General features: G+C 70.9%; 19 protein-coding genes and 1 tRNA gene. 14 read left to right on the top strand and 6 right to left on the bottom strand.

Annotated elements, in window-relative coordinates:
- Positions 1-74: 74 nt before the first annotated feature.
- On the bottom strand, positions 75-1,205 hold the full coding sequence (locus RM788_RS32035) for a L,D-transpeptidase (RefSeq protein WP_315922035.1): 1,131 nt from the start codon (positions 1,203-1,205) through the stop codon (positions 75-77).
- A 320-nt stretch (positions 1,206-1,525) separates the two neighbouring features.
- Here RM788_RS32035 and RM788_RS32030 point away from each other — a divergent pair.
- Positions 1,526-1,599 (top strand) — tRNA-Lys (locus RM788_RS32030).
- Positions 1,600-1,823: 224 nt separating this feature from the next.
- On the opposite strand, the gene RM788_RS32025 is transcribed toward RM788_RS32030, so the two are convergent.
- The gene (locus tag RM788_RS32025; RefSeq protein ID WP_315922033.1) at positions 1,824-2,984 is read right to left on the bottom strand and encodes a hypothetical protein; all 1,161 of its coding nucleotides are present in this window, start codon (positions 2,982-2,984) and stop codon (positions 1,824-1,826) included.
- Between the two features lie 227 nt (positions 2,985-3,211).
- On the opposite strand from RM788_RS32025, the gene RM788_RS32020 reads away from it, so the two are divergent.
- Positions 3,212-3,820, top strand: coding sequence for a hypothetical protein (locus RM788_RS32020; RefSeq protein ID WP_315922031.1), 609 nt, complete (start codon positions 3,212-3,214; stop codon positions 3,818-3,820).
- A 4-nt stretch (positions 3,821-3,824) separates the two neighbouring features.
- Here the strand turns inward: RM788_RS32020 and RM788_RS32015 are convergent, their stop codons facing one another.
- Positions 3,825-5,960: a DEAD/DEAH box helicase gene (locus tag RM788_RS32015; RefSeq protein ID WP_315922029.1), complete on the bottom strand. Its 2,136-nt coding sequence runs from the start codon at positions 5,958-5,960 to the stop codon at positions 3,825-3,827.
- Positions 5,961-6,087: 127 nt separating this feature from the next.
- The gene (locus tag RM788_RS32010; RefSeq protein ID WP_315922027.1) at positions 6,088-6,777 is read right to left on the bottom strand and encodes a hypothetical protein; all 690 of its coding nucleotides are present in this window, start codon (positions 6,775-6,777) and stop codon (positions 6,088-6,090) included.
- Between the two features lie 81 nt (positions 6,778-6,858).
- Here RM788_RS32010 and RM788_RS32005 point away from each other — a divergent pair, with 81 nt between their 5' ends.
- Both RM788_RS32005 and RM788_RS32000 read left to right on the top strand, forming a co-directional pair.
- Positions 6,859-8,019, top strand: a complete 1,161-nt coding sequence (locus RM788_RS32005) for a DUF2786 domain-containing protein (RefSeq protein WP_315922025.1) — start codon at positions 6,859-6,861, stop codon at positions 8,017-8,019.
- Between the two features lie 4 nt (positions 8,020-8,023).
- The gene (locus tag RM788_RS32000; protein ID WP_315922023.1) at positions 8,024-9,910 is read left to right on the top strand and encodes an ABC transporter ATP-binding protein; all 1,887 of its coding nucleotides are present in this window, start codon (positions 8,024-8,026) and stop codon (positions 9,908-9,910) included.
- On the opposite strand, the gene RM788_RS31995 is transcribed toward RM788_RS32000, so the two are convergent.
- Complete coding sequence (locus RM788_RS31995; RefSeq protein WP_315922021.1) at positions 9,898-10,587, bottom strand: hypothetical protein; 690 nt, start codon at positions 10,585-10,587, stop codon at positions 9,898-9,900. The two genes, RM788_RS32000 and RM788_RS31995, sit on opposite strands and share 13 nt — an antisense overlap.
- Positions 10,588-10,689: 102 nt before the next feature.
- On the opposite strand from RM788_RS31995, the gene RM788_RS31990 reads away from it, so the two are divergent.
- Genes RM788_RS31990 through RM788_RS31955 form a run of 8 tightly spaced genes read left to right on the top strand, consistent with a single transcriptional unit; the run spans position 10,690 to position 18,007 of the window.
- A complete protein-coding gene (locus RM788_RS31990; RefSeq protein ID WP_315922019.1) occupies positions 10,690-11,355 on the top strand; it encodes a Crp/Fnr family transcriptional regulator in 666 nt (221 codons plus the stop codon).
- Positions 11,356-11,407: 52 nt separating this feature from the next.
- The gene (locus RM788_RS31985; RefSeq protein WP_315922017.1) at positions 11,408-12,199 is read left to right on the top strand and encodes a hypothetical protein; all 792 of its coding nucleotides are present in this window, start codon (positions 11,408-11,410) and stop codon (positions 12,197-12,199) included.
- The gene (locus tag RM788_RS31980; RefSeq protein WP_315922015.1) at positions 12,196-14,118 is read left to right on the top strand and encodes a hypothetical protein; all 1,923 of its coding nucleotides are present in this window, start codon (positions 12,196-12,198) and stop codon (positions 14,116-14,118) included. Before RM788_RS31985 ends, RM788_RS31980 begins: the two co-directional genes overlap by 4 nt.
- On the top strand, positions 14,115-15,131 hold the full coding sequence (locus RM788_RS31975; RefSeq protein WP_315922013.1) for a hypothetical protein: 1,017 nt from the start codon (positions 14,115-14,117) through the stop codon (positions 15,129-15,131). The genes RM788_RS31980 and RM788_RS31975 overlap by 4 nt, the downstream gene beginning before the upstream one ends.
- Before the next feature lie 36 nt (positions 15,132-15,167).
- Positions 15,168-15,902: a hypothetical protein gene (locus RM788_RS31970; RefSeq protein ID WP_315922011.1), complete on the top strand. Its 735-nt coding sequence runs from the start codon at positions 15,168-15,170 to the stop codon at positions 15,900-15,902.
- 7 nt (positions 15,903-15,909) lie between these two features.
- The gene (locus RM788_RS31965; protein WP_315922009.1) at positions 15,910-16,323 is read left to right on the top strand and encodes a very short patch repair endonuclease; all 414 of its coding nucleotides are present in this window, start codon (positions 15,910-15,912) and stop codon (positions 16,321-16,323) included.
- A gap of 9 nt (positions 16,324-16,332) precedes the next feature.
- Positions 16,333-17,481 (top strand): DNA cytosine methyltransferase, encoded by a 1,149-nt coding sequence (locus RM788_RS31960; RefSeq protein ID WP_315922007.1) that lies wholly within the window; start codon positions 16,333-16,335, stop codon positions 17,479-17,481.
- 49 nt (positions 17,482-17,530) lie between these two features.
- Positions 17,531-18,007 (top strand): hypothetical protein, encoded by a 477-nt coding sequence (locus RM788_RS31955; RefSeq protein WP_315922005.1) that lies wholly within the window; start codon positions 17,531-17,533, stop codon positions 18,005-18,007.
- A 177-nt stretch (positions 18,008-18,184) separates the two neighbouring features.
- Here RM788_RS31955 and RM788_RS31950 read toward each other — a convergent pair whose 3' ends face one another.
- A complete protein-coding gene (locus tag RM788_RS31950; protein ID WP_315922003.1) occupies positions 18,185-21,355 on the bottom strand; it encodes a discoidin domain-containing protein in 3,171 nt (1,056 codons plus the stop codon).
- Positions 21,356-22,671: 1,316 nt separating this feature from the next.
- Here RM788_RS31950 and RM788_RS31945 point away from each other — a divergent pair.
- Positions 22,672-25,293, top strand: a complete 2,622-nt coding sequence (locus tag RM788_RS31945) for a DEAD/DEAH box helicase (protein WP_399340698.1) — start codon at positions 22,672-22,674, stop codon at positions 25,291-25,293.
- Positions 25,286-26,095 (top strand): SWIM zinc finger family protein, encoded by an 810-nt coding sequence (locus RM788_RS31940; RefSeq protein WP_315921999.1) that lies wholly within the window; start codon positions 25,286-25,288, stop codon positions 26,093-26,095. The genes RM788_RS31945 and RM788_RS31940 overlap by 8 nt, the downstream gene beginning before the upstream one ends.
- The last annotated feature ends 8 nt before the right edge of the window (positions 26,096-26,103 follow it).

Here is a 26,103-nt window from a genome sequence, read left to right as displayed (position 1 = left end):
GTGTGCGTCCGCTGTGGACATGCCACGCGCGGTGGCCGCCGGTCGGGCGACCACCGCGCGGATGGGGTGGGGTCTCAGCGGTTCCCGGCGACCCAGTCGGGCCAGGAGACCTGCCAGTCGCCGAAGCCGTCCCACGACTCGAGCGGCGGGCCGCCGGAGTTCGTGACGATCACGACGTCGCCCGGCTTCGCGTTGTCGAAGAACCACTTGGCGTCTTCGGGGGACATGTTCAGGCAGCCGTGGCTGACGTTGCGGACGCCCTGGTCGCCGACCGACCACGGTGCCGAGTGGACGAAGATGCCGCTGTTGGACATGCGCGTCGCCCAGTCGACCGGCGTCTTGTAGCCGCCCGCGTCCAGCGCCAAGCCGTAGGTCGTCGAGTCCATGATCATGTGGTCGCGCTTCTCGGTGAGCACGTACGTGCCGACCGGCGTGGTGTTCGCGGCGTTGCCCATCGACGTCGGCACCGTCCGCACGACCTGCCCGTTGACCTTCGTCACGACCTGGTGCGTCCCGCCGTCGGCCTCGTGCACGACGGAGTCGCCGATGGTCGTCGTGATGGTCCGGTCCTCCTGGCCGAACACGCCGTTGCCCATGTTCTTGCCGTAGATCTTCGCGTTGACGGTGACCTTCGTGCCCGCCGCCCAGAAGGCCTGCGGCCGCCAGTGCACTTCCTTGTCGTTGAACCAGTGGAACGCGCCCTCGACCTCGGGCTCCGTCGTGATCTGGATCGCCGCCTCGGCCGACAGCTTGTCCACGATCGGCTCGTCGAAGTAGAACGCCAACGGCTGCCCGACCCCCACCGTCGTGCCGTCCTGCGGGTTCGACTCCATGTAGGTCAACGTCCGCGGCTTCACCGTCGTGAACGACGACACCTTCGTCACCGGCTTGCCGTCGGTCCCCTGCCCCGTCACCGACAGCGAGTAGCCCTTGTCGTAGGCGAGCGGCACGCTGTTCGCCCACTGGAGGCCGTCGGCACTGATCTGACCGGCGATGACGACCCCGTCGGCGGCCGTCAGGGCCACCTCCGTCAACTTCCCGTCAGCAGCCGTCGCGATCACCGGCAACCCCGGCGCCACCCCCGTGGCCCCTTCGGCGGTCGGCAGCGTGAGCGTCACCGGCGGAGGCGGAGGAGCCGCACTGGTCGACGAGCCGTTCGCCTGCACCGGCACCTCGGGCCCCGACGAGCACCCTGTGATCAACATCGCAACCACACCGACAGCGACCAGCCCCAGCGCCCCACGCCTACCAGTGATCCCCATCGCGCCCCGTCCATCGATCTGGTCCCCGTACAACGAGACGCAGCTCAAGCAGGTACTACCGCTGCCGTCCCAGTACAAGAAGACGCCTCGGTCTGCCCCGGAGTTGCTGCGGATGCCGGATCGTTACCAACGCGAAGTTCTCCCCCGCAACCCCTCCAAACCGTCCCTGACCAGCCGATTGGGAAGTGCGCGAACCGCTGTGCTAATGTTCTTCTCGTCGGACGGAGCAAGGCGGTCCAGACAAGCAAGAAGATGAAGTGCCAGCGCCGCTAGCTCAGTTGGTTAGAGCAGCTGACTCTTAATCAGCGGGTCCGGGGTTCGAGTCCCTGGCGGCGCACATAAGGCAAAACGGTGGAGATGCATTCAGGTGCATCTCCACCGTTTTGTTTGTACACTCATTCCCTTGGCAGGGCCTCTCACCTGCGATGACGCAGGACCTCAAGACGTTCTCGGCCAACGGACAACGGGCGACCGCCCATTTCGCACAGGGCGTGGATCACACTTCGCGGGTCGACTCGTCGGGTTCCGCCACTTCTGCCCCAGGTCGAATTCGGGCCATTGTCACCATCCGTCCCGCACCGGTACCGGAACGGGTTCGACGGGCGGGGGTGAGCCTGGTTCGGGGATCTTCAGCAAGCGGTACACCGCGCGGCGGAGTTCGGCCGAGAACATCCCCTGACGAGATGTGAGGGCAGCGGCGACGTCCGACGTCCACCGCGTGTCAGCGTGGAACTGCTCCTCGAACGGCACACCGGTGACCAGTCGGGGCGCCTTGGCCCGCACGAGGTCGTGGGCGGAACCGGTGGTGGGCGCGTCGGGCGGTGGTTCGGTCAGCAGGAGTGGTCGGCCGATCGCGGCGGCGTAGACGCCCACCGAGCCGTGGTCGGCGATCACCTGGTCCGCGGCGACGACAGCGGCCCGCCAGTCGGCGGCCGGATCGACGAGGACGAGGCCCGCGGTGCGGCAGTCGGCGAGCCAGGCCTTGACCTGGCGCTTGCCGTGTCCGGACCAGATCGCCGGGTGCAGGAGCGCCGCGGTGGTCCAGCCGAGCGGGACCAACTCCGCCACCAGGTCGAGCAGGAGGTCGGGGTGCGTCGCGAACAGCGAGTCGCCGCCCCAGGTCGAGCTGACGACCAGGAGCCGGGCGTCCGGTTCGACGCCGAAGGCGGTTCGGTAGGCCTGCCGGTGCGGCAGGCTCGCGATCATCCGGTCGTAGCAGGGGTCGCCCGCGACGACAGCGCGGTCGACCGCCGCCGGACATTGCCCTCTGAGCACGTCCAGCTGGTCTTCGTGGGACAGGACGAGCGCGCTCGCAAGCACCTTCCCGTTGTGGGTCAAGCGTTGCGCGTCCAGCCCGTACACCACCCGCGTGCCGTCGGCGGCGTGGGACTTGCCGTACCCGGCACCGTGCGGCAGGACGACCAGCGGGGCGTGCAACTGGTGGAGTCCGCCGTAGGAAGCGGCCAGCGCCAGGTCGAAGCGTTCGCGGATCGCCTGCTCCCACGGCAGCACGACGCCCTCCGTCGACCGGAGGAAGTCCGACACCCCGTTGCCGAACACGTCCGGTGCCTGGGTGAAGACGACCTGAACGCGCCGGTCCCGCTCGATCAGCTCGACGACCTCCAACAGCCGTTGACCGCTGGTCACCGTGTGCACGACGGCCAGCACCGACCGGCAGCCCGCACGGGTCACCCAGCGCTCCGCGTCGATGCCGATCGGCACTCCCGACCACTCCACGCGTTCCCCTCCACCACCCGTGATCCGGGCTCTCGGCCCGTGCTGACGCGAACGATCCGATACGCCGAATGGCGAACTTGTCACACTTCCGGTCGAGATCAGTTCTCCCATCACATCGTTACGCTCAGGTGAGGACTTCGTCCTCGTGACATGCGCAGTGGGGGCCCGCCATGGCTGAGAACAACCCGGACGACCTTCGAACCCTCGCTGGGATGCTCGATCCCTGGAAGATCAAGTACGTGCAGGAGTCCCTGTTCAGCTGGCTGCAGCACAGTCACGACGCGGCTCACGAACTGCAGGCTTCGCGCCAGGACGAGGAACACGGCGACTGGCGCAACGACACGAGCTTCGTCACCGACCGCTACCAGTTCCTCGTGCACACGGCGACGTCGTTGTGGGATCGGACGGAGGATCTGCGGATCGACCCCAGCTCCGATCCGCTTCTCCTCAAGCTCCCGAAGGTGACGATCTACCCGTTCCGTGTCGCACCGGATCCCCACCACCCGATTCCCGGCATCACCACCTTGGGCCGAACACTCCTGTCCGGCGAGAAGCCTTCCCCGGAGCACCGCAACGCGCACGCGTTCCTCTCAGTCCACCAAGCACTCCTGGATGATCGCGAACTCCTGCTGCTGCCCTGGACGGGCGCGGAAGGTGCGGGGTGCACCGGGATGTGGGCCGGGCAAGGTCAGTGGAGCGGCGACAGGGTGGAGTGGACCTGGCTCGTGTGCCTGACCGACGAGGTCGGAGGAATACCGGACCAGGCGCCTCCGTCGTCCGGTGGAGCGCGCGCACAACGCCCCAGCGAACCAAGTCGCTGACTCGCTACAACCCCAACCGCTTCTGCTCCGCCTGCACGACCTGCTTCTCCACCGACACCGCCGTGTCCAACGCCCCCTTGTGCGCGTGCTTGGTGTCGCTCTCCCGCGCGTACTGGTCGAACAGCAGCGTCTTGTGGTCCCGGATCTCCTGCACCTGCGCGTCCACGCTGTCCTTGACCAGCAACCTGTGCACGTGCACCTTGCGCGTCTGCCCCATCCGGTGGCAGCGGGCGATGGCCTGGTCCTCCGTGCTGGGTTTCCACTGCGGTTCAGCGATGATCACGACGGAGGCGGCCTGCACGTTGAGGCCGACGCCGCCCGCTTCGATCTGGCTGACGAGGACGGCGTGGCCTTCGCGGGCGGTGAAGTCGTCGACGAGGGTCTGCCTGCCCTCGGCGGAGGTGCTGCCGGTGAGGGGGCCGAAGGCGTCGGCGCCGACGTGTTCGGCGACGGAGGCGAGCACGTCGAGGAAGTAGGAGAAGACGACGACCTTCCAGCCGTTGTCGCGGGACTCCTCGATGATCTCCAGCAGCCGCTCCAGCTTCGCCGAACCCTCCGGCGTGCCGGGCTCGTAGGCCGCGCGGCGCATGGCCATGAGGTTCCCGGCGCGAACGGCCTCCAGGTAGGCCTGGCGGTCCTGGGAGCCGAACTCGACCCAGTCCTCGACCTCCAGCAGCTCGGGCAGTTCGCCGAGCACGTCCTCCTGGTTGCGCCGCAGGTACACCGGCGCGACGACGCGGCGGAACGCCTTGGCCCCGACCATCGCGTCGTTGCCGCTGGAGCGCGCGGCGATGTTCGGCTGGAGGTAGGACACCAGCGTCCTGAACTCCTCGACGCGGTTCTCCATGGGCGTCCCGGTGAGCAGGAGGGCGCGTTCGGCGCGCTGCACGACGGTGTTGACCGCCTTGGACCGCTGGGTGTCCGGGTTCTTCACGAAGTGCGCCTCGTCCACGACGACGAGCGCCGGGCGGAGCCTGCGGGGCAGTGCGAGCTTCGGCAGCGTGCCGAACGTGGTCACGCCGACGCCTCCCTGCTTCTGCCACTCGCCGACCGCCGCGTCGCGTCCGGCGCCGTGCAGGCGGTGCGGGACGAGCCCGCTGTGCCGGGCGATCTCGTTGACCCAGTTGACGACGACGCTGGCCGGGCAGATCACCAGGAACCCGCGGCGCCCCTCGGCGGCGAGGCTGGCCATGACGGCGATGGCCTCGATCGTCTTGCCCAGCCCCATCTCGTCGCCGAGGATCACCCGCTTGCGGGCGAGCGCGAACCGGGCGCCGAACTCCTGGTAGCCACGCAGCGACACCTTGAGCAGGCTGGTGTCGAGCTTGGTGTTCTCGACCTCGCGCTCGATGTCCTCGGGGACGAATCCCCTGGAGGCACTGCGATCCGGCAGCGATCCGGTGCCCGCGAGGTCGGCGAGCACGGTGTTGTACGCGGCGGCGTCGAGTTCGTAGTCGCGCCACAGCGAGCGGTGGTCGAGGTCGGGGACGCGCAACTGCGTGTCGACCGCGCGCAACGCGACCACGTCGCGGCTGCCGAGCAGCTCCCCCAGCCTGCCGAGGGCGTCGAGCGCGCCCTGCCGGTTCTTCTTGAACGAGAACAACATCCGCACGCGGCTGGAGGTGCGGGCCGCGAGGCGCAGGTCGTCGTCGACGCGGGCGAGCACGTCGGAGATGGGGTCGTGCAGCGGTGCGACGAGCTGGGTCGCCCGGCGGAGCTTGGACATCAGCTGGAGCAGCTGGGTGTGGCCGCGTTCGGGGCGGTCGGGGTCGAGCCGGACGGTGGTGTCGCGCGTGAGCGCTTCGATCAGCTCGTGCGCCGCCCGCAGCACCAGCACGGCGGACTGGTGCCCGACGCCCGGCACGGCGTCGAGGCGCGCGATCCCGGCGCCCGCGACGTCGGCCACGGTGCGGAACCCGGCCGCCTTGAGCTTGCCCAGCCGCAGGTTGGCCGCCGCGTCGCGCAGCTTGTCCACCGGCGTCGACCGGACCTGGTCGGCCACCAGCGAATCCCGCACGGCCTCGTACTGGGCGACGGCGAGGGCGCGGAGCCGGTCCGGTTCCGCGCGCACCCCTTCGGCCTGTGCGCGGAACGCCGCGGCGGAGTCCAAGACCGACTGGGCGTGCTTCGAGTCGTTCACCCGTGTCCTTTCGCGAGGCGGCGTGACAGGAACCAACCCTGCTGCGCGGATGCGGGAATGTGGGCACAGGGTACCCAGAGGCCTGCCGAACCCCGTTTTCCCGTTTCCGGTGGACTTCAACCCCGGTCTAGCCGAAGGCGAGCACGATCCTGCGGTTGGCGACCAGCCGGGTGCGGTGCACCTCGGGGTCGACGACGAGCGCGGGCCGCCGGTCGAGCCTGCTGTAGGACTTGGCCAGCAGCCAGTGCGCGGCCTCGGGGCTGATCGGCTCCAGGGTGCCCTGCCCGGCCATCCGTTCGGTGGCGACGGCGACGTCCCTGGTCACGAACGCGTTCTTGATCACGCCGCCGGCCACCTCGTCGATCAGGAACACCATCGCGTGCTCGTCGTCGTCGTGCGCGTAGGTGCACAGCAGCGCCAGGTAACCCGCGTCCAACGACCGGTCGCAGATCCACGAACGACGGACGCGCAGCGAGTCGACCACGGGCGGCGCGACCACCAGCGCCCACTCGCGCGGCCTGCCGGTGAGCAGCACGGCCATCGCCTGGAGCAGCGCGTGGTTGCGGCGGCTGGGCAGCGACACCACGTGGTCGATCAGCCCCACCCAGAACTTCTCGTCGGCCGCGCCCGGTGGCACGGCGGAGCTCAGCGTCAGCTCCACCTCCAGCGGATCGGTGGTCTGCGGGAGGTCCCGGCACGCCTCGACGACGGCGCGCTGGACGTCGTCCAGCTCCGTCCCCTGTGGACCGCTCAGCGACCCCACCACCACGATCGGGCGGTGAAGTGGCTGCTTGCGGCCCTGTGTCCCACGACTCACCCGCGGAGGCTGGCACGCCGAACGGCACACCGGCCGGAGCCACACCAGAGCCGCAGGGGAGAATCACCGATCGTGGACACCGTGGGCAAGGCACTGTGGGAAGCGGCGGCGAACCCGCGCCTCCGGATCCCGAAGCTCGACGCCGTGTCGTCGTCGCTCGTGGACCAGGCGGTCACGGAGGTGCTGCACCGGGAGCTGGACAACCTGTGGAACGCGGGCTGGCTGCCCTACGACCTCGTGCAGGTGATCTCGCGCCACGAGGACGAGCGCGTGGTGTCGATGCTGGTCGACGCGATCGCGTCGGAGATCGAGAAGTACCCCGCCGCGACGGTGCACCCGCGCTGGCGCGAGCAGCTCGTGGAGATCGACGCCTCGGTGTGGTGGGACCGCGACCAGCCGCACGTCGACGAGTGGGCGCGCAAGCACATCGAACTCCGGCAGGACGCCGTCGAGGTCGTCGTGGCGCTGCTGTCCCGCCTGCTGCTCCTGCCGCGCCTGCAGAACATCCTGCCGCGCCCCGGTTCGACCGCGATCGAGGTCACCCACGTCGGCGTGAGCTCCAAGGTGCTCAACCGGGTGCGCGGGCTGCTGGCGAAGGCCGAGTCGACGCAGTTCCCCGAGGAGGCCGAGGCGCTGTCGGCCAAGGCCCAGGAGCTGATGAACCGGCACGCGTTCGAGCGGGCGGCGATCGACGCGGACGCGCACGTGCCGCAGACCGCGACCTCGCGGCGGATGTGGCTGGACAAGAGCTACTTCGACGGCAAGGCCCAGCTCGTGCACGTGGTGGCGAAGGCGAACCGGTCGCGCGCCGTGGTCTACAGCAACATCGGGTTCGTCGCGCTGGTGGGTGACGAGATGGACCTGGAGATCGTCGAGCTGCTGTCGACGTCGCTGCTCGTGCAGGCCACCAGGGCCATGGTGGCGGCGGGTTCGGGGAAGTCCAAGGGCGCCGAGGCGCGCAGCCGCGGCTACCGCAAGTCGTTCCTCTACTCCTACGCGCACCGCGTCGGCGAACGGTTGGAGGCGGCCACCGAGGTGCACGCCTCCGACGACCGGTTGCTGCCCGTGCTCTCGGAGCGCAAGGAGGCCGTCGACGTGCTGTTCGAGACCCTGTTCACCAGGACGAAGGCCAAATCCGTCACGGTCCGCAGCGAAGCGGGCTGGGAGGCCGGTCGCACTGCCGCCAACTCGGCGAACCTGAACGTGAACCGCGCCGCGGTCGGAGGCGGCCCGGCAACCTGACCGGGTGGCCGAAACCAGCGAGACCCTGATCGGCGTCGAAGACCTCGAACCACCCCGTTGGGCTTCCGTGGACGAGCAGGTGGCCGCCGCGGGCACGTGGCGCACGCTGTCGGCCGTCCCGTCGGCGACCGCGCTGGTGATCCGGCTCGCGTGGCGCACGTCGCGGTGGCTGACGGCGCTGGCCGGGGTGGTGCAGGTGCTGTCCGGGTGCGCGACCGCGTTCGGGCTGCTCGCGACGGCGAGCGTCTTCTCCCAGCTGCTCCAGGAGGGTCCGACGCCGCAGCGGCTGGTCTCCGCGCTGCCGTCGATCGCGCTGCTGGTCGGGTCGCTCGCGCTGCGGGCGCTGCTGGACAGCGCGGCGGGGGCCGTGCAGGGCGCGTTGACGCCGCGGGTGCGGCGCGCGGCTCAGGACACGCTCAACACCGCCGTCATCGGCGTGGACCTGGCGGCGTTCGACGACCCGGACTTCCGCGAGCTGGTGCGGCAGGGCGGGCGGCACGCGATGACCTCGATCGAGGTCGCCAACCGGGTGGTCGCGGACCTCGTCTCGGCGCTGATCTCGCTGGTCGCGGCGATGGTCACGGCCGGTGTGCTGAACCCGTGGCTAGCGCCCGTGCTGCTGCTCGCGGCGGTCGCGGACGGGTGGGCGGCGATGCGGGTGGCGAAACTCGGTTACGCGAACTTCCTGCGCATGGTCACCCGGCAGCTGCGGCTGTTCGTGATCGAGAACCTCATGGTCGCGCGGGACATGGCGGTCGAGCGGTTCGCGCTGACGCTGCAGGAGCCGCTGATCGCCGAGCACCGGCGCATCGCCGACGACGTCACCGCCGAGGAGGTGCGGATGGAGGCGCGCAAGACGGTGGTGCGGCTCGCGGGCCGGGCGCTGGCGGGAGTCGGCACCGGGATCGCCTACCTGGTGCTGGGGTTCCTGCTCTACTCCGGCCGGATGGAACTCGCGCTGGCCGGTGCCGCGCTCGTCGCGATGCGCACGGCGGCGACGGCGCTGTCGACCACGATGTACGCGGTCAACCAGCTGTACGAGCACTCGTTCTACATCGACTTCTACCGGCGGCTCCTGCTCGCCGCGCACGCCCGCCACCACGTGTCGACCGGCGTCACGGCACCGTCCGACCCCGGTGTGATCCGACTGGAGGGCGTGACGTTCACCTACCCCGACGCCGACCGGCCCGCGCTCGCCGACATCGACCTGGAGATCACCCGCGGCGAGGTGATCGCGCTGGTGGGCAGGAACGGGTCCGGCAAGACCACCCTCGGCAAGATCATCACGGGCCTGTACGCGCCGGACGAGGGCCGGGTGCTCTGGGACGACGTGGACATCGCCGCCGCGGACCCGCAGTCCGTGCACTCGCGGATCTCGGTCATCTCCCAGCAGCCCGCGCGCTGGCCGATGACCGCCGGGCACAACATCCGCGTCGGCAGGCTGGACCGCCAGGACCCGCACGGCCGCGGGTGGGCCGAGGCCGTGGACCAGTCCGGGGCCCGTTCGGTGCTGGAGGAGTTGCCGCGCGGCGAGAAGACGGTGCTGTCCAAGGACTTCAAGGACGGCCACGAGCCCTCGGGCGGGCAGTGGCAGCGGATCGGCGTCGCCCGCGGCATCTACCGCGACGCCGCCATCCTCGTCGCCGACGAACCCACCGCCGCCCTGGACGCCAAGGCCGAGGAGACCGTGTTCGCGGGACTCCGGCACGCGGGCCGGTCCAGGACGACGATCCTGGTGACGCACCGGCTGGCCAACGTCCGGCACGTCGACCGGATCATCGTGCTGGAGGGCGGCCGCATCACCGGACGCGGCACCCACGAGTCCCTCATGGCCTCGGGCGGCCTCTACCGGGACCTGTACGAGATCCAGGCGCGCGCCTACGAGACCTGAGCCAGCGCGATCCGCCGCTCCACCATCAGCTTCACCACGTACACGTCCGGATCGATCCCCAGTCCGGGACCACCGTCGACCTTGTCGTACGCCTCGGCCAGCCGCCGGTGCGCCTCCGCGGCGCCGATCCCCTCGACCGCGCCGTGGTCGCCCAGCATCGTCCGCGCGGTCTCCACGTCCTTGGTGATGAACGCGTTCTTCACCACTCCGGCCAGGTTCTCGTCCACCAGGTACAGCCCGGCGTGCACGTCGTCACCGTAGGAATAGGTGCACAGCAACGTCTGGTGGCCCTCGGCGCGCTGGTCGACCACCCAGCACTCCCCCACCGCCAACCCGTCCAACGCGCCCCGCCACACCGGTTCCGGCTGGTCACCGAGCTTGTCCGCCTCCACCGCCGCGTCGGACCCCGGCACCAGCACCGCCACCGCCCGCAACAGCGCCAGGCTCCGCCGACTCGGCACCGCCACCGCGTTCGCGATCACACCGGGCCACACGTCCTCGTCGCGCGCGGGCGCCGCCGCGGCGCTCAGGGCGACCTCGACGTCGAGCGGGTCGGTGAACTGCGGCAACTGGCGCGCGGCGTCCACCACGGCCCGCTGCGCCGGGGTCAACGGGGGCAGCGCCCCGCGGTGGGACTTCACGGGGATCGGCTTGCGCGTCGGCGTCCTGCGGCTCATCGCGCCCACGCTGCCACGTCGCGCGCCGGGGGTTGACACCGGTCTTGCCCTGTTCGGCGCAGCCGGACCCGCGCGCTCCGGAAATCCGCTAGACATCTTCGCGTGACAAGAGGATTCCGCGAGCTGCTCGGCGAACCGCTGTGGCAGGACCTGCTGCGCCTGGGCGTCCGGCGCCGCTACCGCCCGAAGTCCCCCCTGGTGCGGCAGGGTGATCCGGGAGGCCACCTCCTGGCGTTGACCAGCGGCCGGGTCGCGGTGCTCGCCAACCAGGAGGACGGGGCGGCGGCGCTCATCGCGCTGCGCGGTCCAGGTGACCTCATCGGCGAGATGGCCAGCCGGTCGGAGTCCACGCGCGTCGCGACCGTCGTGGCGCTGGACGAGTGCGCGGCGCACCAGGTGCCGACCGCGGCGGTGAACCGCTTCCTCGACACCCACGACGCCCGTGGCGCGATGAACGACCACCTCGTCGCGAAGCTGTCCGAATCCGTCCCCTACCAGGTGCGGCTGGTGCACTTCAGCGCAGGTCAGCGCCTGGCGAGGCTGCTGCTGGAGGTCGTGGCGCTGGCGGGCCCGGAGCACCGGGACCCGATGCGGCTGCCGTTCTCCCAGAACACGGCGGCGATCGCGCTGGGGCTGTCGCGGAGCACTGTCGCGGACCAGGTCGCGGCGTGGCGCCGGGACGGCACGCTGGGCTCGGGGCCGCGACTCGTGGTGACGGACCTCCCCCTGCTCGCCCGACATGCAGGTGTGACCCACACCACTGGCTGACTGTCCGACTCCGGACAGTGGCCGAATCCGGTCTCGGCGACCCTCGTAGCCCATGACCAGCAGAACCAAGCCCCTGCCGCCCTACCGCGCGCTGCTCATCGTCGACGTCAAGGACTTCAGCGCGGTGCCGGGCGCGCACCACGCGGAACTGACGGAGGCGATCCCGGAGATCCTCCGGCAGACCTTCGTCCGCTGCGATCTCGGACACCTCTGGAACGAGATCAAGTTCGAGACGACCACCGGTGACGGCTACGTGCTCGGCTTCGCGGCCAAGCACCTGCCCTTCCTCCTGAGCCCCTTCCTGCCCGCGCTTCAGGACGAACTGGACTTCCGCGCCACGGTACAGCCCGTGCTGGCGCAGCCGCAGGCCCTGCGCATGAGGGTCAGCGTCAACGTCGGTCCGATGACCGATTCCGGGACGAAGCGGCTGGGCGACGGCAGCGGGGACGCCCGCATCGAGAACCACCGCCTGCTGGACTCCCAGCCGGTCCGAGACCTGCTGGCCAGGTCGGGCCCGACCACCAGGGTCGCCGCCATCGTCTCGCAGCGCGCGTACGACGACGCGGTGGCCTCGGGGTTCGTCGACGACGACCGGGAGCGGTACGTCTCCGTCGACGTCGAGGTGAAGGCGTACCGGAGAACGGCCTACCTGCGGGTGCCGAACCTAACCGGCGACCTGCTCCGGAACGGGCTGGCGCCCACCCCCGCCGCTCCCGGACGACCCGAGCCGCGACCCGGTGGCATCGGCAGGATCAGCGGGGGTGTCGGCAACGTCTTCACCGACGCCACCGGCACCATCAACGCCAACAACCACGGCTCCCGCGGGCGCGGTGGGAAGCGATGAACACCGAGGGCGGCATCGGCCGCATCTCGGGAGGCGTCGACTACGTCTTCACCGACGCCCGCGGCCCGATCAACATCAACCACTTCCCGGAGGGGTACCGCCGCCCGCGCGACCCCCGCGTGCTCAACGCCGAACTGCTGGAGTGGCACCACCGGCGGTTCGTCCCGCCGGACGGGTACCCCGCGGCGGAGGCGAAGTCGCGCGAGTCGGGACTGGTCGTGGTCCACGGCCCGCCCGGCGCCGGTCGCCGCACCGCGGCCCTGATGCTGTTGCGCGGTGGGGATTCCGCGTCTTCCGGCTACCGCGAACTGTCGAACCACCCGAAGGAGGAGGACGAGAGGCTGGACTCCACCGCGGTGGAGCCGGACGACCGGTTGCTGCTCGGCCTGACCGACACGCCGGACGACGTGGTCGTGGGGCTCCGCGACGACCTGGACTCGTTGTGCGCCAAGGTGCAGGGCGCCGGCGCGCGGTTGGTGGTCGCGATCTCCAGCGACCAGCGCGACCTGCTGGCGCCGCTGTCCCCGTGGCTGTCCGCCATCACCAGGCCCGACGGGTGGGAGGTGTTCCTCCGCCACCTCGACGCCGAGGGGATCCTCCCGACCGGCGCGGACCTGGTCGCCGGACGCCTGGGCCGGTACCTCGCGCAGGAGTCGATGGCGGCGATCACGGCATTGGCCGCACTGGTCCGCGACGCTCGGGAGGCCGACCGCGACGGGACCGTCACCGCTTGGTTCGACGCCGCGTTCGCCGCGCTCACCGAGCACAGCGGTGCGGTGGCGGCCCAGGTCAGGACCAACCGGGACGGCGGGTTCCGCGCGCTGCTCGTGACGACCGGGTTCTTCGAGCGCTCGTCGGCCGAAGTGGTGTTCGCCGCGGACCGCGAACTCCAGCGCGTCCTGGAACTGCCCGCCGCCGAGGTGCACGCGTTGGAGAACGCCGACTTGGGCGAGCGCCTCGCGGACGTCGGGGCCTCGGTCGACGACGAGAACCTGGTCGGGTTCGGGAAGCTGGCGTACGGCACGGCCGTGCGGACCCACTTCTGGCGCAACTTCCCCGACCTGCGGCCGGAGTTCCGCCGGTGGATCGGGGAGGCCGTCCGGCTCGGCGGCCTGTCGGAGGAGCAGGTCGACCGGCTCGTCGGCCACTTCGCCGACCTGTGCCTGGCCACCGGCGACCACGAGGACCTGGTGCTGCTGGCGGAGTTCTGGACCGAAGAGCGGGTCGTCCCCGCGGCCGCACGGCAGGCGCTCGTGAGCGGACTCGCCGACCGCGGGGTGGGCTGGCGGTTCCGGCAGCAGGTCTACCAGTGGTCCCGGTACCGGAAGCTGCGCCCGGCCCTGGCACGCGTGCTGATCTCCGTGTGCGCGGAGGAGATGATGGCGACGCGACCCGAGCAGGCGTTGGTGCGGTTGAAGAACCTGGCGCGCAACGAGGACGACTCCGTGGCACGGGACGCTGGTGGCGCACTGGTCCTGTTGGCGCACAACGACAACCGGTTCTTCCGCAGCCTGCTGTCCCGGATCGCGGGCAACCCGCGGGACCACGGCGTCTTCCTGCGGCTGCTGGATCCGGCGCGGCTCCTCGAACCGCACCGAGGCGCGCGTCCGCTGATCGGCGACAGCGACGTCCGGACGGCGTTGACCGACGGCTGGGCCTCCGTCCTGGAGACCGAGCCGCGACAGCGGTTCGCCGGCACCGCGGTCGCCTGGCTCTCCGACGACCGGCTGCCCGCCCTCCTGGTGGACGCCTGCCGCGCTCGGCCGGGCGGCTTCAACACCCTGCACCTGGTCACCCGCGACTGGGTGCGCGCGGCGGTGGACGCCGAGGAGCGGGCGCACCGCGAGGACATGACCCACCGGCTCCACCGCGCGATCGACGCGGCGTTCGGCCTGACCAACGAGGAGAACCTCCGATGAACGTGGACCGCCGACTCTTCCCGATGCTGTTCGTGATCGCGGTGCTGCTGCCCGCGGTTGTCGGCCTGGCCTTCGACTGGCCGATCTGGGTCTGGATCCCGCTGGCGGTCGGGCTGGTCGTCGGCCTGCTGGTGTTCCGCCAGATCCAGCAGCGGCGGTCCCAGGAGGAACTGCGCAGGCGGACGGTCGAGCCCGCCTTCCAGCCCCGCGTCGAGGTCCCGGTGTCGAGGACGTCGCTCCCGGTCGTCCCGCTGGCCAGCGCGAAGCCCGACTACGAGTTCCAGTTCGCGTGCACGATGAACTGGCGGCCGGTCGAGGGCCACGCGGGCGCGGAGCAGGGCGATCCGCGGGCGCTCGTCGCCGAGCACCTCGTGGGACGCGCCGCCGCGGCGGTGGGCCAGGAGTCCCCCGCCGACCTCGCGCTCGCGCACCACCGCCTCGCCATGACCCTGGGCCGGGCCGAGGTGGAGCGGTCGGGGCGGTACCTGGTCTGGGCGGATGACGTGTCGCTGGTCGTGCCCGAGGCCGACGCCGCCCGCCTGCGCAAGCTCGCCGACCTCCGCAAGCAGGAGGAGCTGTGGGAGCACGAACGCGGTTTCGAGCGGAGCGTCCGCGCCTACCTGGGCGAGGACGTGCTGAAGGACACCGGCAGCGCCGTCGTGTGGTGGCTCGCCAAGCACACCGAGCAGGTGTCCGAGACGGCCGGGTTGATCACGACGCTGGCCCGGCTGTCGGCGGCCGCGAACCACACCGAGGTCGACCCGCTGTTCGGCCCGCCCGCGCTTCCCGCGCCCCACCCGGTGGCGCAGCACAACGGCAACGGCTCGTCACCGGGCGACATCCACCACTACCTGCCCGAGTTCGAGGAGTCCAAGGCCTGGTTCGGCCGCCAGCTCCACGACCTGCTGCTGTCGCACGAGGAGCCGGAACGGGCGAAGCGGGTCGAGGACAGCTACAACCCGGACTGCCAGGAGTCGCTGTTCGACGATCCGGAGAACCCTGACCAGCGGTGACCGGAACTGTCGGTGCCCGGTCGTACTCTCGCTGTCATGACCGGACTCGTCACCACGGCCGCCGAGGTGCGGCGGCTGTTCAACGTCACGGAAGCCTCGCGGTCCGCCTTCAACTGGTGGTACAGCAGGCGGCCGCGGGTCGCCGAACACGCGCTGCGGCACGACGCCGCGGTGGTGAACGCGATCGGCGTGGCGGAGGCCGGGGAGGTGTTCCGGCGGGATTCGCTCGGGGCCGCGCTGGGCGCGCGGGGGCAGTCGGTGCCGGAGATCGACGACTGGCGGCCGGAGTTCGCGTTGCCGCACGTGTTCCACCACGCGGTGGAGCGGTTGGGGCGATTACCCGGCTGGGCGGAGTTCCGGGGGTTCTGCGAAGCGGACGGGCAGGCCTCGGCGATGTTGTGGGAGCCGTCCGCGGAGCTGATCGGGGAGGTGGTGGGGCGGGGCGTCGAGGGGGCGGTCGCGCGGGCGGCCATGCGGCGGCGGGTGGGGCGCGGGTACGCGGTGTTCGTGCGGTCGTTGTACCTGGCGGCGGCGTTGCGGGAGCGGGGGTTGGGGGTGCTGGTGCACCCGTTGGCCGAGACGGTGTTCCGGGTCGACGCGTGGGCGGGGCGGGTGGTGTTCACGCTGGACGGCGGGGCGCACCGGTCCGAGGAGCTGCTGTTCCAGGCGATGCCGCCGTTCTACTTCGAACCGGTGCCGGGGCTGGCGGACGGGCTGCCGTCCGGTCGACAACTGGACACCGTGGTGCGGCGGCTGACGCCTGCGACATGATGTCGGGATGGAGCGGCTGGCCACCACGGAGGCAGTGCGGGCGCGGATGAGCAAGCAGCGCTCGCGCGACACGGAGATCGAGGTGGCGCTGCGCCGCGAGCTGCACCGGCTCGGCCTGCGCTACCGGGTGCACCGCAGGCCGGTGCGCGCCGTGCGGCGGGAGGCTGACGTGGTGTTCGGGCCGTCGAAGGTCGCGGTGTTCGTCGACGGCTGCTTCTGGCACGGCTGCCCGGAACACGGCACGTGGCCCAAGCGCAACGGCGAGTTCTGGCGGGCGAAGATCGAGGCGAACCGCACGCGGGACGCGAACACCGACCTGGTGCTGGCCGAGGCCGGGTGGCTGTCGCTCCGGGTGTGGGAGCACGAGCCCGCGGAGGCCGCCGCGGTGCGGGTGAAGGACGCGGTCGCGAGCCGCCGTTAGGGTGATCCGGTGACCGAGCAGCCCATACCGATGATCGACCTGTTCGCCGGGTGCGGCGGGATGACGTCGGGCTTCGTGGCGGCGCGGGGGTACCGGCCGGTCATGGCCGTCGAGTGGGACCTGCACGCCGCGGCGACGTACGCGGCGAACTTCGGCGAGGACCACATGAGGTGGGCCGACATCGCCACGATCCCGAACGACGGGATCCCGCCCGCCGACCTGATCATCGGCGGCCCCCCGTGCCAGGGCTTCTCCGCCCTGGGCTCGCAGGACGTGCACGACCCGCGCAACAAGCTGTGGCAGGAGTACATCCGGTTCGTGCGGCACGCCGCGCCGAAGGTGTTCGTGATCGAGAACGTCGACCGCTTCCTGGCCTCGGGCGAGTTCGCGCTGCTGGAGTCCGAGGCGCGTCCCGGCGGACTGCTGGAGGAGTACACGCTCACCGTCGCGCTGCTGCTCGCCGCAGATTTCGGGGTTCCGCAGCGGCGCAAGCGGGCGATCGTCATCGGGTCCCGCATCGGCGAGATCCCGATTCCCGCGCCGACGCACGCGCGCTCGGGCTCGGGCGGACTGCCGCGCTGGCACTCGGTCCGCGATGTGCTCGAGGGACTGCCGGAGCACCCGACGCGGACGACGCTGCCGCTGTCGAAGGTCAGGTTCTTCGGCACCGAGGTGCCCGGCCGGTTCAAGAGCGAGGACCTGCACATCGGCCGCAACCCGACCCCGCTGTCGCTGCGGCGCTACCGGTCGGTCCCACCGGGCGGCGGCCGGTTCGACCTGCCCTACGAGCTGATGCCGCGCTGCTGGCAGGAGAAGAAGACCGGCACGACGGACGTGATGGGCCGGATGCGGTGGGACGAGCCGTCGCTGACGATCCGGACCGAGTTCTACAAGCCGGAGAAGGGTCGGTACCTGCACCCGCAGTGGGAACCGGGCGACGACGGCCACCGCGTGGACCGGCCGATCACGCACCTGGAAGCGGCTCGCCTGCAGACCTTCCATGACACTTTCGAGTGGTGTGGAACCAAGATCCAAGTGGCTAAGCAGATCGGCAACGCGGTACCCCCGATGCTCGCGAAAGCCTTGGCACAGCACATAAAACCATTCCTGACGGGGGTCGAATCCACCCGGTCACGCTGCGTGCTCTGTCCGGAGTAGACGACCTCGCCGCCGAAAATTGTCGGTGCCCGTTCCTAACGTGGCCCCCATGACGACGACAAGCACGTACGACAGCCAGGTCCAGGTCGGCGACGTCACCTACCGGGTGCAGGCCACCGCGCAGCAGGACATGCTCCTGGAGGTGTTCGGCTCCGACCCGGACGGCACCGTCGTGGCCGAGGGGATGCTCCGGCTCCCCGTCACCGGCGGCACGGCGGTGGGCAAGATGCTCAGCCGGGTCCTGGACGGGCTGGCCAAGATGGGCGCGCCACCGACTTCGGCGGGGGTGAAACCGGCCAACGCCAACCAGCCGTGGACGCCGGAGCTCGACGAGGAGCTGCGCGAGACCTGGCTGGACCAGACCGCGACGGGGTCCGCGCCCGAGATCATCAGGTCGCTGGCCCAGCGGATGGGCCGCTCGCCGTCCTCGATCCGGTCCCGGCTGCCGCGCGCGGGCTGCGATCCGGACGTGGTGGGCAGGCCGCTGTCGCAGGCCGCCGCCGAGGTGCTCGGCGTGGCGCCGTGAGGGCGGTGTGGGCCGCGGTGGGCCGCTTCCTGGCCGCTGCGGTCCGGCGGTGGTGGCCCGGCACGTCCGCGGCCCGACCGTCCACTCCGGACCGGATAGCCCCCGAAACACGCCTGCTCCCCGTGGCGGACCACGAGGAGCAGACACGGCAGGGGTTTCGGCAGGGTCAGGAGGTGGTCACCAGCCGCTCAGCCCCGCACCGAACGGGTACAGCGGATTCCCGTAGGTGCTGGGCACGGTTTGGTTGGCGTCGATCTTGGCCCGGATCTCGGCGCGCTGCGCCGCGGTGGCACCCAGGTCGTAGGGCAGGTCCCAGCTCTCGGTCGCGTCGGCGGGGATGTCCGTGCCACCCGGCTTCAGCACGTCGTTCAGGCTGCGCGGCAGCTGCCAGGGGAGCTTCCCGCGTGGGGTGTAGTCGCCGAACAGCATTCCCGCGACGGCAGGCCCCATCTCCTCACCACCCCGGTAGGTCACCATGATCGCGCTGGCCAGGTCGTTCCACTCGGTGATGACGTAGGGGCGCGGCAGCACCAGGACCACGACGACGGGGATGCCCTGGCGTTGGAAGTTCTGGATGACCGCCAGCTGGTCGGCGGGCAGGTAGGGCTGTTCCTTCACCCAACTGGTGGCGTGGGTGTAGGAGGTCTCGCCCACGGCCACGACAGCCAGCTTCGGTGTCGGGCCGGTGTCCTGGTAGACGTTCACGCCCGCCTGGGCCGCTCTGGTCCTGATGGCGTCGAGCATCGTCTGGGAGCCGTACTCCTGGTGGAAGAAGCTGGTCCAGATGCAGCACGCGGAGGTGTCGGCGGCCCGTGGTCCGGCGACCACGATGTTGTCGCCCGCCGCCAGGCGGACGGGGAGGACGCCGTTGGTGTTCTTGAGGAGGGTCATGGCCTCGCGGGAGGCTTGGTTGGCCAGTGCGGTGTAGGCCGGGGTGTGGAAGCGGTACGGGCCGTTCACCGGGTCGCCGTAGGGGTTCTCGAAGACGCCGAGCTTGAACTTCAGCCTCAGCACCCGGCGTACCGCGTCGTCGATGCGGGCGGCGGGCACTCCGGCGGTGAAGGCGCCGATGCTGAAGCCGACGGCACCGGGGTCGGCGCCGCCCATCACGTCGGACCCGGCGTTGGCGGCGCCGATCCACGAACCGGAAGGGAGCCAGTCCGTGGTGATGAGGCCGGTGAAGCCGAGGTTCTGCCGCAGGTAGGCCAGGATCTTGGCGCTGTCACCGGCGCCGGGGCCACCGGGATCGATGAGGGAACTGCCCGCGTAGCCGGGCATGATGTTGACCGCGCCGGCTTCCATGGCGGCTCGGAACGGGATCATGTGGTACTTCACGGTGACCGAGTCGTAGACGATGAGGGCTTCGCCGCCCGCGCCTTCGCCCGGCCAGTGCTTGACGGTCGCGAGGACCGAGGCCGGGTTCAGCTCGGGGCCGCCCTGCAGGCCCGCGACCAGGGCGCGGACCTGGGCGGCGGCGACCTCGGCGCTCTCGCCGTTGCCCTCCTGGATGCGGGGGTACAGCACCTTGGTGCCGACCTCGGCGAGCGGGCCCAGGACGCCGCGGGTGCCGACCTCGAGCTGTTCGCGGCGCTGCATGTCGCCGAGCTTGTAGTCGAGCGGGTAGTCCTTGGCCGCGGCCAGGCCGCTCTGCGTCGGGTAGGTGGTCTTGTAGCCGTGGATGGTGTCGCCTGCTGACACGAACGGGATGCCGAGACGGGTTCCGGCCGAGGTCAGCAGGGTGTTGTGCAGGTCCTGGGCCTCGGCGGGCCCGAAGTGCCAGCCCGACTGCGGGAAGGCCTGGGCGTTGTAGAACATCTGGTAGGCCTTCTCCTCGATCGTCATGCGACCGAGGAGGTCGTTGACCCGCGTCTCGACGGGCTGGCGCCAGTCCTCGTAGGCCTCGATGGTGCCGTTCTTGTTGAGGTCGCGACTGCCGTTGACGATCCGGACGCCGTCGCTGACGGTCGTGAGAGTGGGGAGGTAGAGGCTGAACGTGCGGATGTTCGAGGCGTTGGCGGCACCGGCGCCGTCGATCGCGACGACGTACCACTTGTACGTCCAGCGGTCGGGGATGTCCCAGGTCGGCGTGTAGGTGGTGCCGGTGGTCTCGGCGACCTTCGTGTAGAGGTCGATGAGGTTGCCGGAGGCCGCGAAGTCGTAGTCGGTGCGGCTGATGTTGAGCCACACCTGGTAACGGACCGCGCCGCCGTAGCCCGCCCAGGAGAACGCGGGGCGTCGGGTGTTGGTGACCATGGCGTTGTCGGCCGGTGCCGACAGGGCGAACCTACCGGTGACGGCGGGGGCCTTGGTGGGACCGGACAGCAGGGGCGGGGTGGTCGCCGACTCGTCGATCGTGCCGAAGACCTGGAACTCCCACAGCGAGTACCCGTAGCCGGTGGCGCGGGCGGTGCCGTAGAGGCGGACGTAGCGGCCGGTGCCGGTGACGTTCAGCGTCTCGTTGCCGCCGGTGCCGGTGGTCGTGGAGTAGATGGACGTCCAGTTGGCGCCGTCGTTGGACACCTCGACGCGGTAGCCGGTGGCGTACGCGGACTCCCAGGCCAATGCGACCTTGGTGATCGTGGAGGTGTTGCCCAGGTCGATGCGCAGCCACTGCGCGTCGACGCCGTGCTGGCTGGACCAGCGGGTCGAGGAGCGGCCGTCCAACGCGGCCGCGGGCGCGTTGCCGCCTTCCCACGAGGAGGCGCTGACCTGCTTGAACTGCGAGATCGGTGTGCCCGTCGGAGGAGGTGGGGTGGTGCCCGTGGAGCCGTAGACCTGGAACTCCCAGAGGGAGTAGCCGTAGCCCGTGGCACGGGCGGTGCCGGTGAGCCGGACGTACCGACCGCTGCCGGTCACGGTCAGCGTCTGCGCGCCGCCGGTGGAGGTGGTGGTGGCGTAGACCTGGGTCCAGGTGGAGGCGTTCGCGGAGGTCTCGACGCGGAAAGCGGTGCCGTAGGCCGTTTCCCAGTTCAGCACCACGCGGTCGATGGTCGCGGTGGTGCCGAGGTCGACCTGCAACCACTGCGGGTCGGCGGCCGCGCTGGACCAGCGCGTGCCCAGGTCGCCGTCGGTCGCGGCCGGGGCGAGCGTGCCGCCGTTCTCGACGGAGGACGCGGTGGTCGGCTTGCCCTGGGACAGCAGCGTGCTCGCGGCCTGCGCCCTGGTCGCCGTGGTGACCAGGTAGGCGGCCAGCAGTGCGAGGACGACGGCTAAGACCAGGGTCAGTCCTCTGCCTCGGCGACGGGTAAGGGGTCGGACAAGGGACGCGAACGGCATGGCGACTCCAGGCAGGGCGAGAGCACGACTCGACGCCGCCATCGAGTGCAGGTCCGACAGCGGTGTCGACATCCGGGAGAGCGCTCTCCCTGCCAAGGGTTCTTCACGCGGTGCGAATCGTCAAGACGTGTGACGACCGGTTTCTTTTCCGACCACCCGGTGCCCCGCCGACCGGGCCGACTAGGGTCCCGCAGGTGTTCGTGCTGCACGGCCTGTGCACGGCCGATGGCCGGTTGGCGCTGTGGGCGGAAGACTCACAGCAACCCGACCACGCCCTGTCCCCCGACCCATCCGCACCGCCGGTACTCGGCGACGACGAAGGTCTTGGGGGGTCGACGCCGGACTCCGCGGTAGTGGCGGGGCTCTCAGCACGGCGACCCGAAGAGGCGGCCGCGGCCGAACTCGCAGGGAGCGCGAACGCGTCCTTCGGCGGGCCGAGGTCACCGGCGCTCGTTGCCGACGGAGGTCCAGGAGGGCTGACGTCGGGCGCCCTCCGAGGAGAAGGCCCTACACCACGACAGGTCGGCGGTTCGCCCGCCGATGGTTTGCCCGCAGGCGATTCACCCGTTGGCGGTTCACCCACCGACGGCCCGTCCGCCGACGGCACGCCCACTGGCGGTTCGCCTCTCGATGGCTTACTGGCCAGCGGTTCACCCACCAATCGTCCACCCGCCGATGGCCCGTCCGCCGGTGGTTCGCCTCTTGATGGTCCACCCGCCAGCGGTCCGCCCACCGATAGCCCACCCGCCGATGGCACGCCCACCGATGGCCCGTCCGTCGGCGGTTCGCCTATTGGTGGTCCGCCCACTGGCGGTTCGCCCCTCGGCGGTTCGGCCGTCGGTGGTTCGTCCCTCGGCGGCTTGCCTATCGGTGGTTCACTCGCCAGCGGTTTGCCCATCGGTGGTTCGACTGTCGGCGGGGCCGGACGGCGAGCAAGCATCGCTGCGGGCGTACCGCACCAGCGGCTCGATGTGCGTTCCCCGGTTGACGGCGGGGAGCCCGCGGCCGGTGAGTCGCCTTGGGGCGGGGCCGAATCGCTTGGCGGGCCGGTGCATCCGTTCGCGGTGGGTGGGGATGTGCTGGGTGGGTTGCTCGGGGGTGGGGTCGGGGCGTTGGTGGTGCGGTTGCCGTCGTACGAGGCGGAGCCGGTGGCGTCGCCGGAGTTGGTGCGGGATCCGTTTGTGGAAGCTGAAGAAGAGGAGCGGCCTCGGGGGGTGGTGGGGCTGCGGGGGTGGGTGGTGCCCGTTGTGGTGGTGGACGGGGTGCCGGAAGGGGTGGGTGGGGTGCGGACCGGGGGGTCGGTTCGGTATCTGGGGGAAGTGGTGGCGTTCGCGCGGGGGCTGGTGGGGCGTGGGCGGGTTTTGCCGTCTGTCGAGGCGGATGCCGCGGTGGCGCGGTGGGTGCCGGTGCTGTCCGGTGTGGACCTGGCGCGGTTCGGGGTGTTGCGGGATTCGATGCCGCCGTCGTTCCGCGCCGCGGAGGGTGTGGGCAGTCCGGCCAGTGCGTTGCGCGGTGTGGTGGACGCGCTCGTGGATCGGGAGGTTCGGAGCAGACTTGGCGGTATGTCCTCTTTGACGCGGGGGCGTACGTCGACCGACCTGTGGTTGCGGGCGTTGGTGAAGGAGCCGGTGTTCGAGGTCGGTTCCGCCGATCTCCTTGTGCTGCGGGAGAAGTTGGGGGCCTGGCGGAAAAGCGCTGAGCGGGAGAGTCCTGTTCGGGTGTGCTTCCGGCTGAGTTCGCCGGATCAAGGGGGCCCCGCCAACGAGGGGTGGCGGTTGGAGTTCCTGTTGCAGGCGGTCGACGAGCCCGGTGTGGTGGTGCTCGCCGAGCAGGTCTGGCGGGATGACGGGGTGCTGTGGCGGTGGGTGGATCATCCGCAGGAGGCGTTGCTGGCCGATCTGGGGCGGGCGGGCCGGATCTACCCGGAGTTGGACGAGGCGTTGCGGGAGCGGCATCCGACGGGGTTGGAGTTGGACGCCGCGGGGGCGTACGAGTTCCTGACGCGGGCCGCGTTGTTGGCGCAGGCGGGGTTCGGGGTGCTGCTGCCCGCGTGGTGGCGGGAGCCGCGGGTGCTCGGGTTGACGCTGACGGCGACCACCCGTGGCGCGGTGGGCGTGGTGGAGTCGGAGAGCAAGCTCGGGCTCAAGGTGCTGGTGGACTACCGGTGGGACCTGGCGCTGGGTGAGGAGCGGCTCACCGAGGACGACCTGGCCGAGCTGGCGGCGGCGAAGACGCCGCTGGTGCGGGTGCGCGGGCAGTGGGTGCACGTGGACCAGCAGCGGCTGACCGCGGGGCTCGCGTTCCTGAAGCGGGGCGGTACCGGGCGGATGCCCGCGGCGCAGGTGCTGTGGCAGTCCGGATCGCAGTCGCAGTTCGGGTCGCAGTCCGGACCGCAGTCCCATTCGCAGTCCGGACCGCAGTTCGGGTCGCAGTCCGGACCTCAGTTCGGGTCGCAGCCGACTGAGGCCGAGTTGCCGTTGCCGGTGACCGGGGTCAGCGGTGACGGGTGGCTCGGGGATCTGCTGTCCGGGCAGGCCGAGCAGCGGTTGGAGCTGGTGGAGCCGCCGGCCGGGCTGCACGCGACGTTGCGGCCCTACCAGCTGCGCGGCCTGGCGTGGCTGGCGTTCCTCGACGAGCTGGGGCTCGGGGCGTGCCTGGCCGACGACATGGGGTTGGGCAAGACCGTGCAGCTGCTGGCGTTGGAGGCGTTGACCCGGCAGGACGGGAAGCGGCCGCCGACGCTGGTCGTGTGCCCGATGTCGGTGGTCGGCAACTGGCAGCGCGAGGCGGCGCGGTTCACGCCGGGGCTGTCGGTGCACGTCCACCACGGCAGCGACCGGCTGACCGGCGCGGAGCTGCGGGCGGCGACGGCGGAGCACGACCTGGTGATCACGACCTACACGACGGCGACGCGGGACGCGGCCCGGCTGGCCGAGGTCGAGTGGGACCGGGTCGTGCTGGACGAGGCGCAGAACATCAAGAACAGCGCCACGCTGCAATCACGGGCGGTGCGGGGTTTCCGTGCGCGACAGCGGATCGCGCTGACCGGGACGCCGGTGGAGAACCGGCTGGCCGAGCTGTGGTCGATCATGGACTTCGCCAATCCCGGCGTGCTCGGGTCGCTGAACGCGTTCCGGGCGCGGTTCGCGGTGCCGATCGAGCGCTACCGCGACGAGGACGCCGCCGTGCGGCTGCGGCGGATCACCGGGCCGTTCGTGCTGCGACGGCTCAAGACCGACCCGCGGATCATCGACGACCTGCCGGACAAGCTGGAGATGAAGCAGCTCTGCACGCTCACCGTCGAGCAGGCGACGCTGTACCGCGCGGTGGTGAACGACATGCTGGAGCGGATCGAGGAAGCGGAAGGGTTGCAGCGCAAGGGTTTGGTGCTCGCGACGATGTCGAAGCTCAAGCAGGTCTGCAACCACCCCGCGCAGCTGCTCGGCGACGGGTCGCCGGTGGCGGGGCGCTCCGGCAAGCTCGACCGGCTGGAGGAGGTGCTCGAAGAGGCGCTGGCCGACGGGGACAAGGCGCTGTGCTTCACGCAGTTCACCAGGTTCGGCGCGATGGTCGTGCCGCACCTGGCCGCGCGGTTCGACACCGAGGTGCTGTTCCTGCACGGCGGGACCACGCAGAAGGCGCGGGACCGGATGGTCGAGAGGTTCCAGTCCGACACCGGGCCGTCGATCTTCGTGCTGTCGCTCAAGGCGGGTGGGACGGGGCTGAACCTGACCGCCGCCAACCACGTCATCCACCTCGACCGCTGGTGGAACCCCGCGGTCGAGGACCAGGCGACCGACCGGGCGTTCCGGATCGGGCAGCGCGGCCACGTGCAGGTGCGGAAGTTCGTCTGCATCGGCACGCTGGAGGAGAGGATCGACACCATGATCGAGGAGAAGCGCTCGCTGGCGCAGCTCGTCGTGGGCGCCGGGGAGAACTGGCTGACCGAGCTGTCGACCGGGCAGCTGCGGGAGCTGCTCACGCTGTCGCCGGAGGCCGTCGGTGGTTGAGCGCGGTCCGAAGCGCCCCCTGCGGGTCGACGGCGGGCTCACGTTGCGCAGCAAGCGCGGCGAGGTCGCCCAGACGTGGTGGTCGCGGCGGTTCATCGAGGTGCTGGAGTCGTTCGGGATGGGCAGCGGGCTCAGCCAGGGGCGGGCCTACGCGCGGACCGGCCAGGTGATCAGCATGTCGCTGTCGACGAGCATGGTGCTGGCCCTGATCGCGGGGTCGCGGCCGAACCCCTACCGGGCGCGGATCGGCGTGAAGAAGTTCGACGACGAGGAGTGGCGCCGGATCGAGCGGGCGCTGGCGGGGCAGGCCCTCTTCACGGCGAAGCTGCTGGCCGGGGAGATGCCACCCGAGATCGAGGACGTGTTCGCGGAGCTGGGGCTGGCGCTGTTCCCGTCGACGATGCGCGAGCTGTCGATGGACTGCACCTGTCCCGATTGGGAGGTGCCGTGCAAGCACCTGGCCGCCACCTGCTACCTGCTGGCGGAGTCGTTCGACACCGATCCGTTCGAGATCTTCGCCTGGCGGGGCCGGGAGCGCGGGGAGCTGCTGGAGAACCTGCGGGCGCTGCGCGGGTCGGTGCGGGCGCAGGAGCAGCGGCAGGAAGAGGTGGTGGTGGTCCCGCTGGAGGACTGCCTGGAGAACTTCTGGGAACGGCCGACCGCGGCCGCGGTGGGCGTGGGGGACCTGGTCACCGGGCAGGCGGACGCCGTGCTGGACCAGGTGGACCCGCTGCCACTGGTGGTGCGGAAGCGGAACGTGGTGGACCTGCTCCGGCCCGCCTACCGGGCGATGGTCGACTAGGCAGCCGC

The organism is Umezawaea sp. Da 62-37 (assembly GCF_032460545.1).
Taxonomy (GTDB): domain Bacteria; phylum Actinomycetota; class Actinomycetes; order Mycobacteriales; family Pseudonocardiaceae; genus Umezawaea.
The sequence above is the reverse complement of the archived record's forward strand: the minus strand, read 5'-3'. Positions and strand labels throughout refer to the sequence as shown.

Excerpts from the sequence above, each read along its gene's own strand:
- RM788_RS32020 (WP_315922031.1), top strand. The coding sequence starts at position 3,212 with ATGCTCGATCCCTGGAAGATCAAGTACGTGCAGGAGTCCCTGTTCAGC.
- RM788_RS31995 (WP_315922021.1), bottom strand. The coding sequence starts at position 10,587 with ATGAGCCGCAGGACGCCGACGCGCAAGCCGATCCCCGTGAAGTCCCAC.
- RM788_RS31970 (WP_315922011.1), top strand. The coding sequence starts at position 15,168 with ATGACCGGACTCGTCACCACGGCCGCCGAGGTGCGGCGGCTGTTCAAC.
- RM788_RS31980 (WP_315922015.1), top strand. The coding sequence starts at position 12,196 with ATGAACACCGAGGGCGGCATCGGCCGCATCTCGGGAGGCGTCGACTAC.
- RM788_RS32035 (WP_315922035.1), bottom strand. The coding sequence starts at position 1,205 with ATGTTGATCACAGGGTGCTCGTCGGGGCCCGAGGTGCCGGTGCAGGCG.
- RM788_RS31985 (WP_315922017.1), top strand. The coding sequence starts at position 11,408 with ATGACCAGCAGAACCAAGCCCCTGCCGCCCTACCGCGCGCTGCTCATC.
- RM788_RS31975 (WP_315922013.1), top strand. The coding sequence starts at position 14,115 with ATGAACGTGGACCGCCGACTCTTCCCGATGCTGTTCGTGATCGCGGTG.
- RM788_RS31950 (WP_315922003.1), bottom strand. The coding sequence starts at position 21,355 with ATGTCGACACCGCTGTCGGACCTGCACTCGATGGCGGCGTCGAGTCGT.
- RM788_RS31965 (WP_315922009.1), top strand. The coding sequence starts at position 15,910 with ATGGAGCGGCTGGCCACCACGGAGGCAGTGCGGGCGCGGATGAGCAAG.
- RM788_RS31955 (WP_315922005.1), top strand. The coding sequence starts at position 17,531 with ATGACGACGACAAGCACGTACGACAGCCAGGTCCAGGTCGGCGACGTC.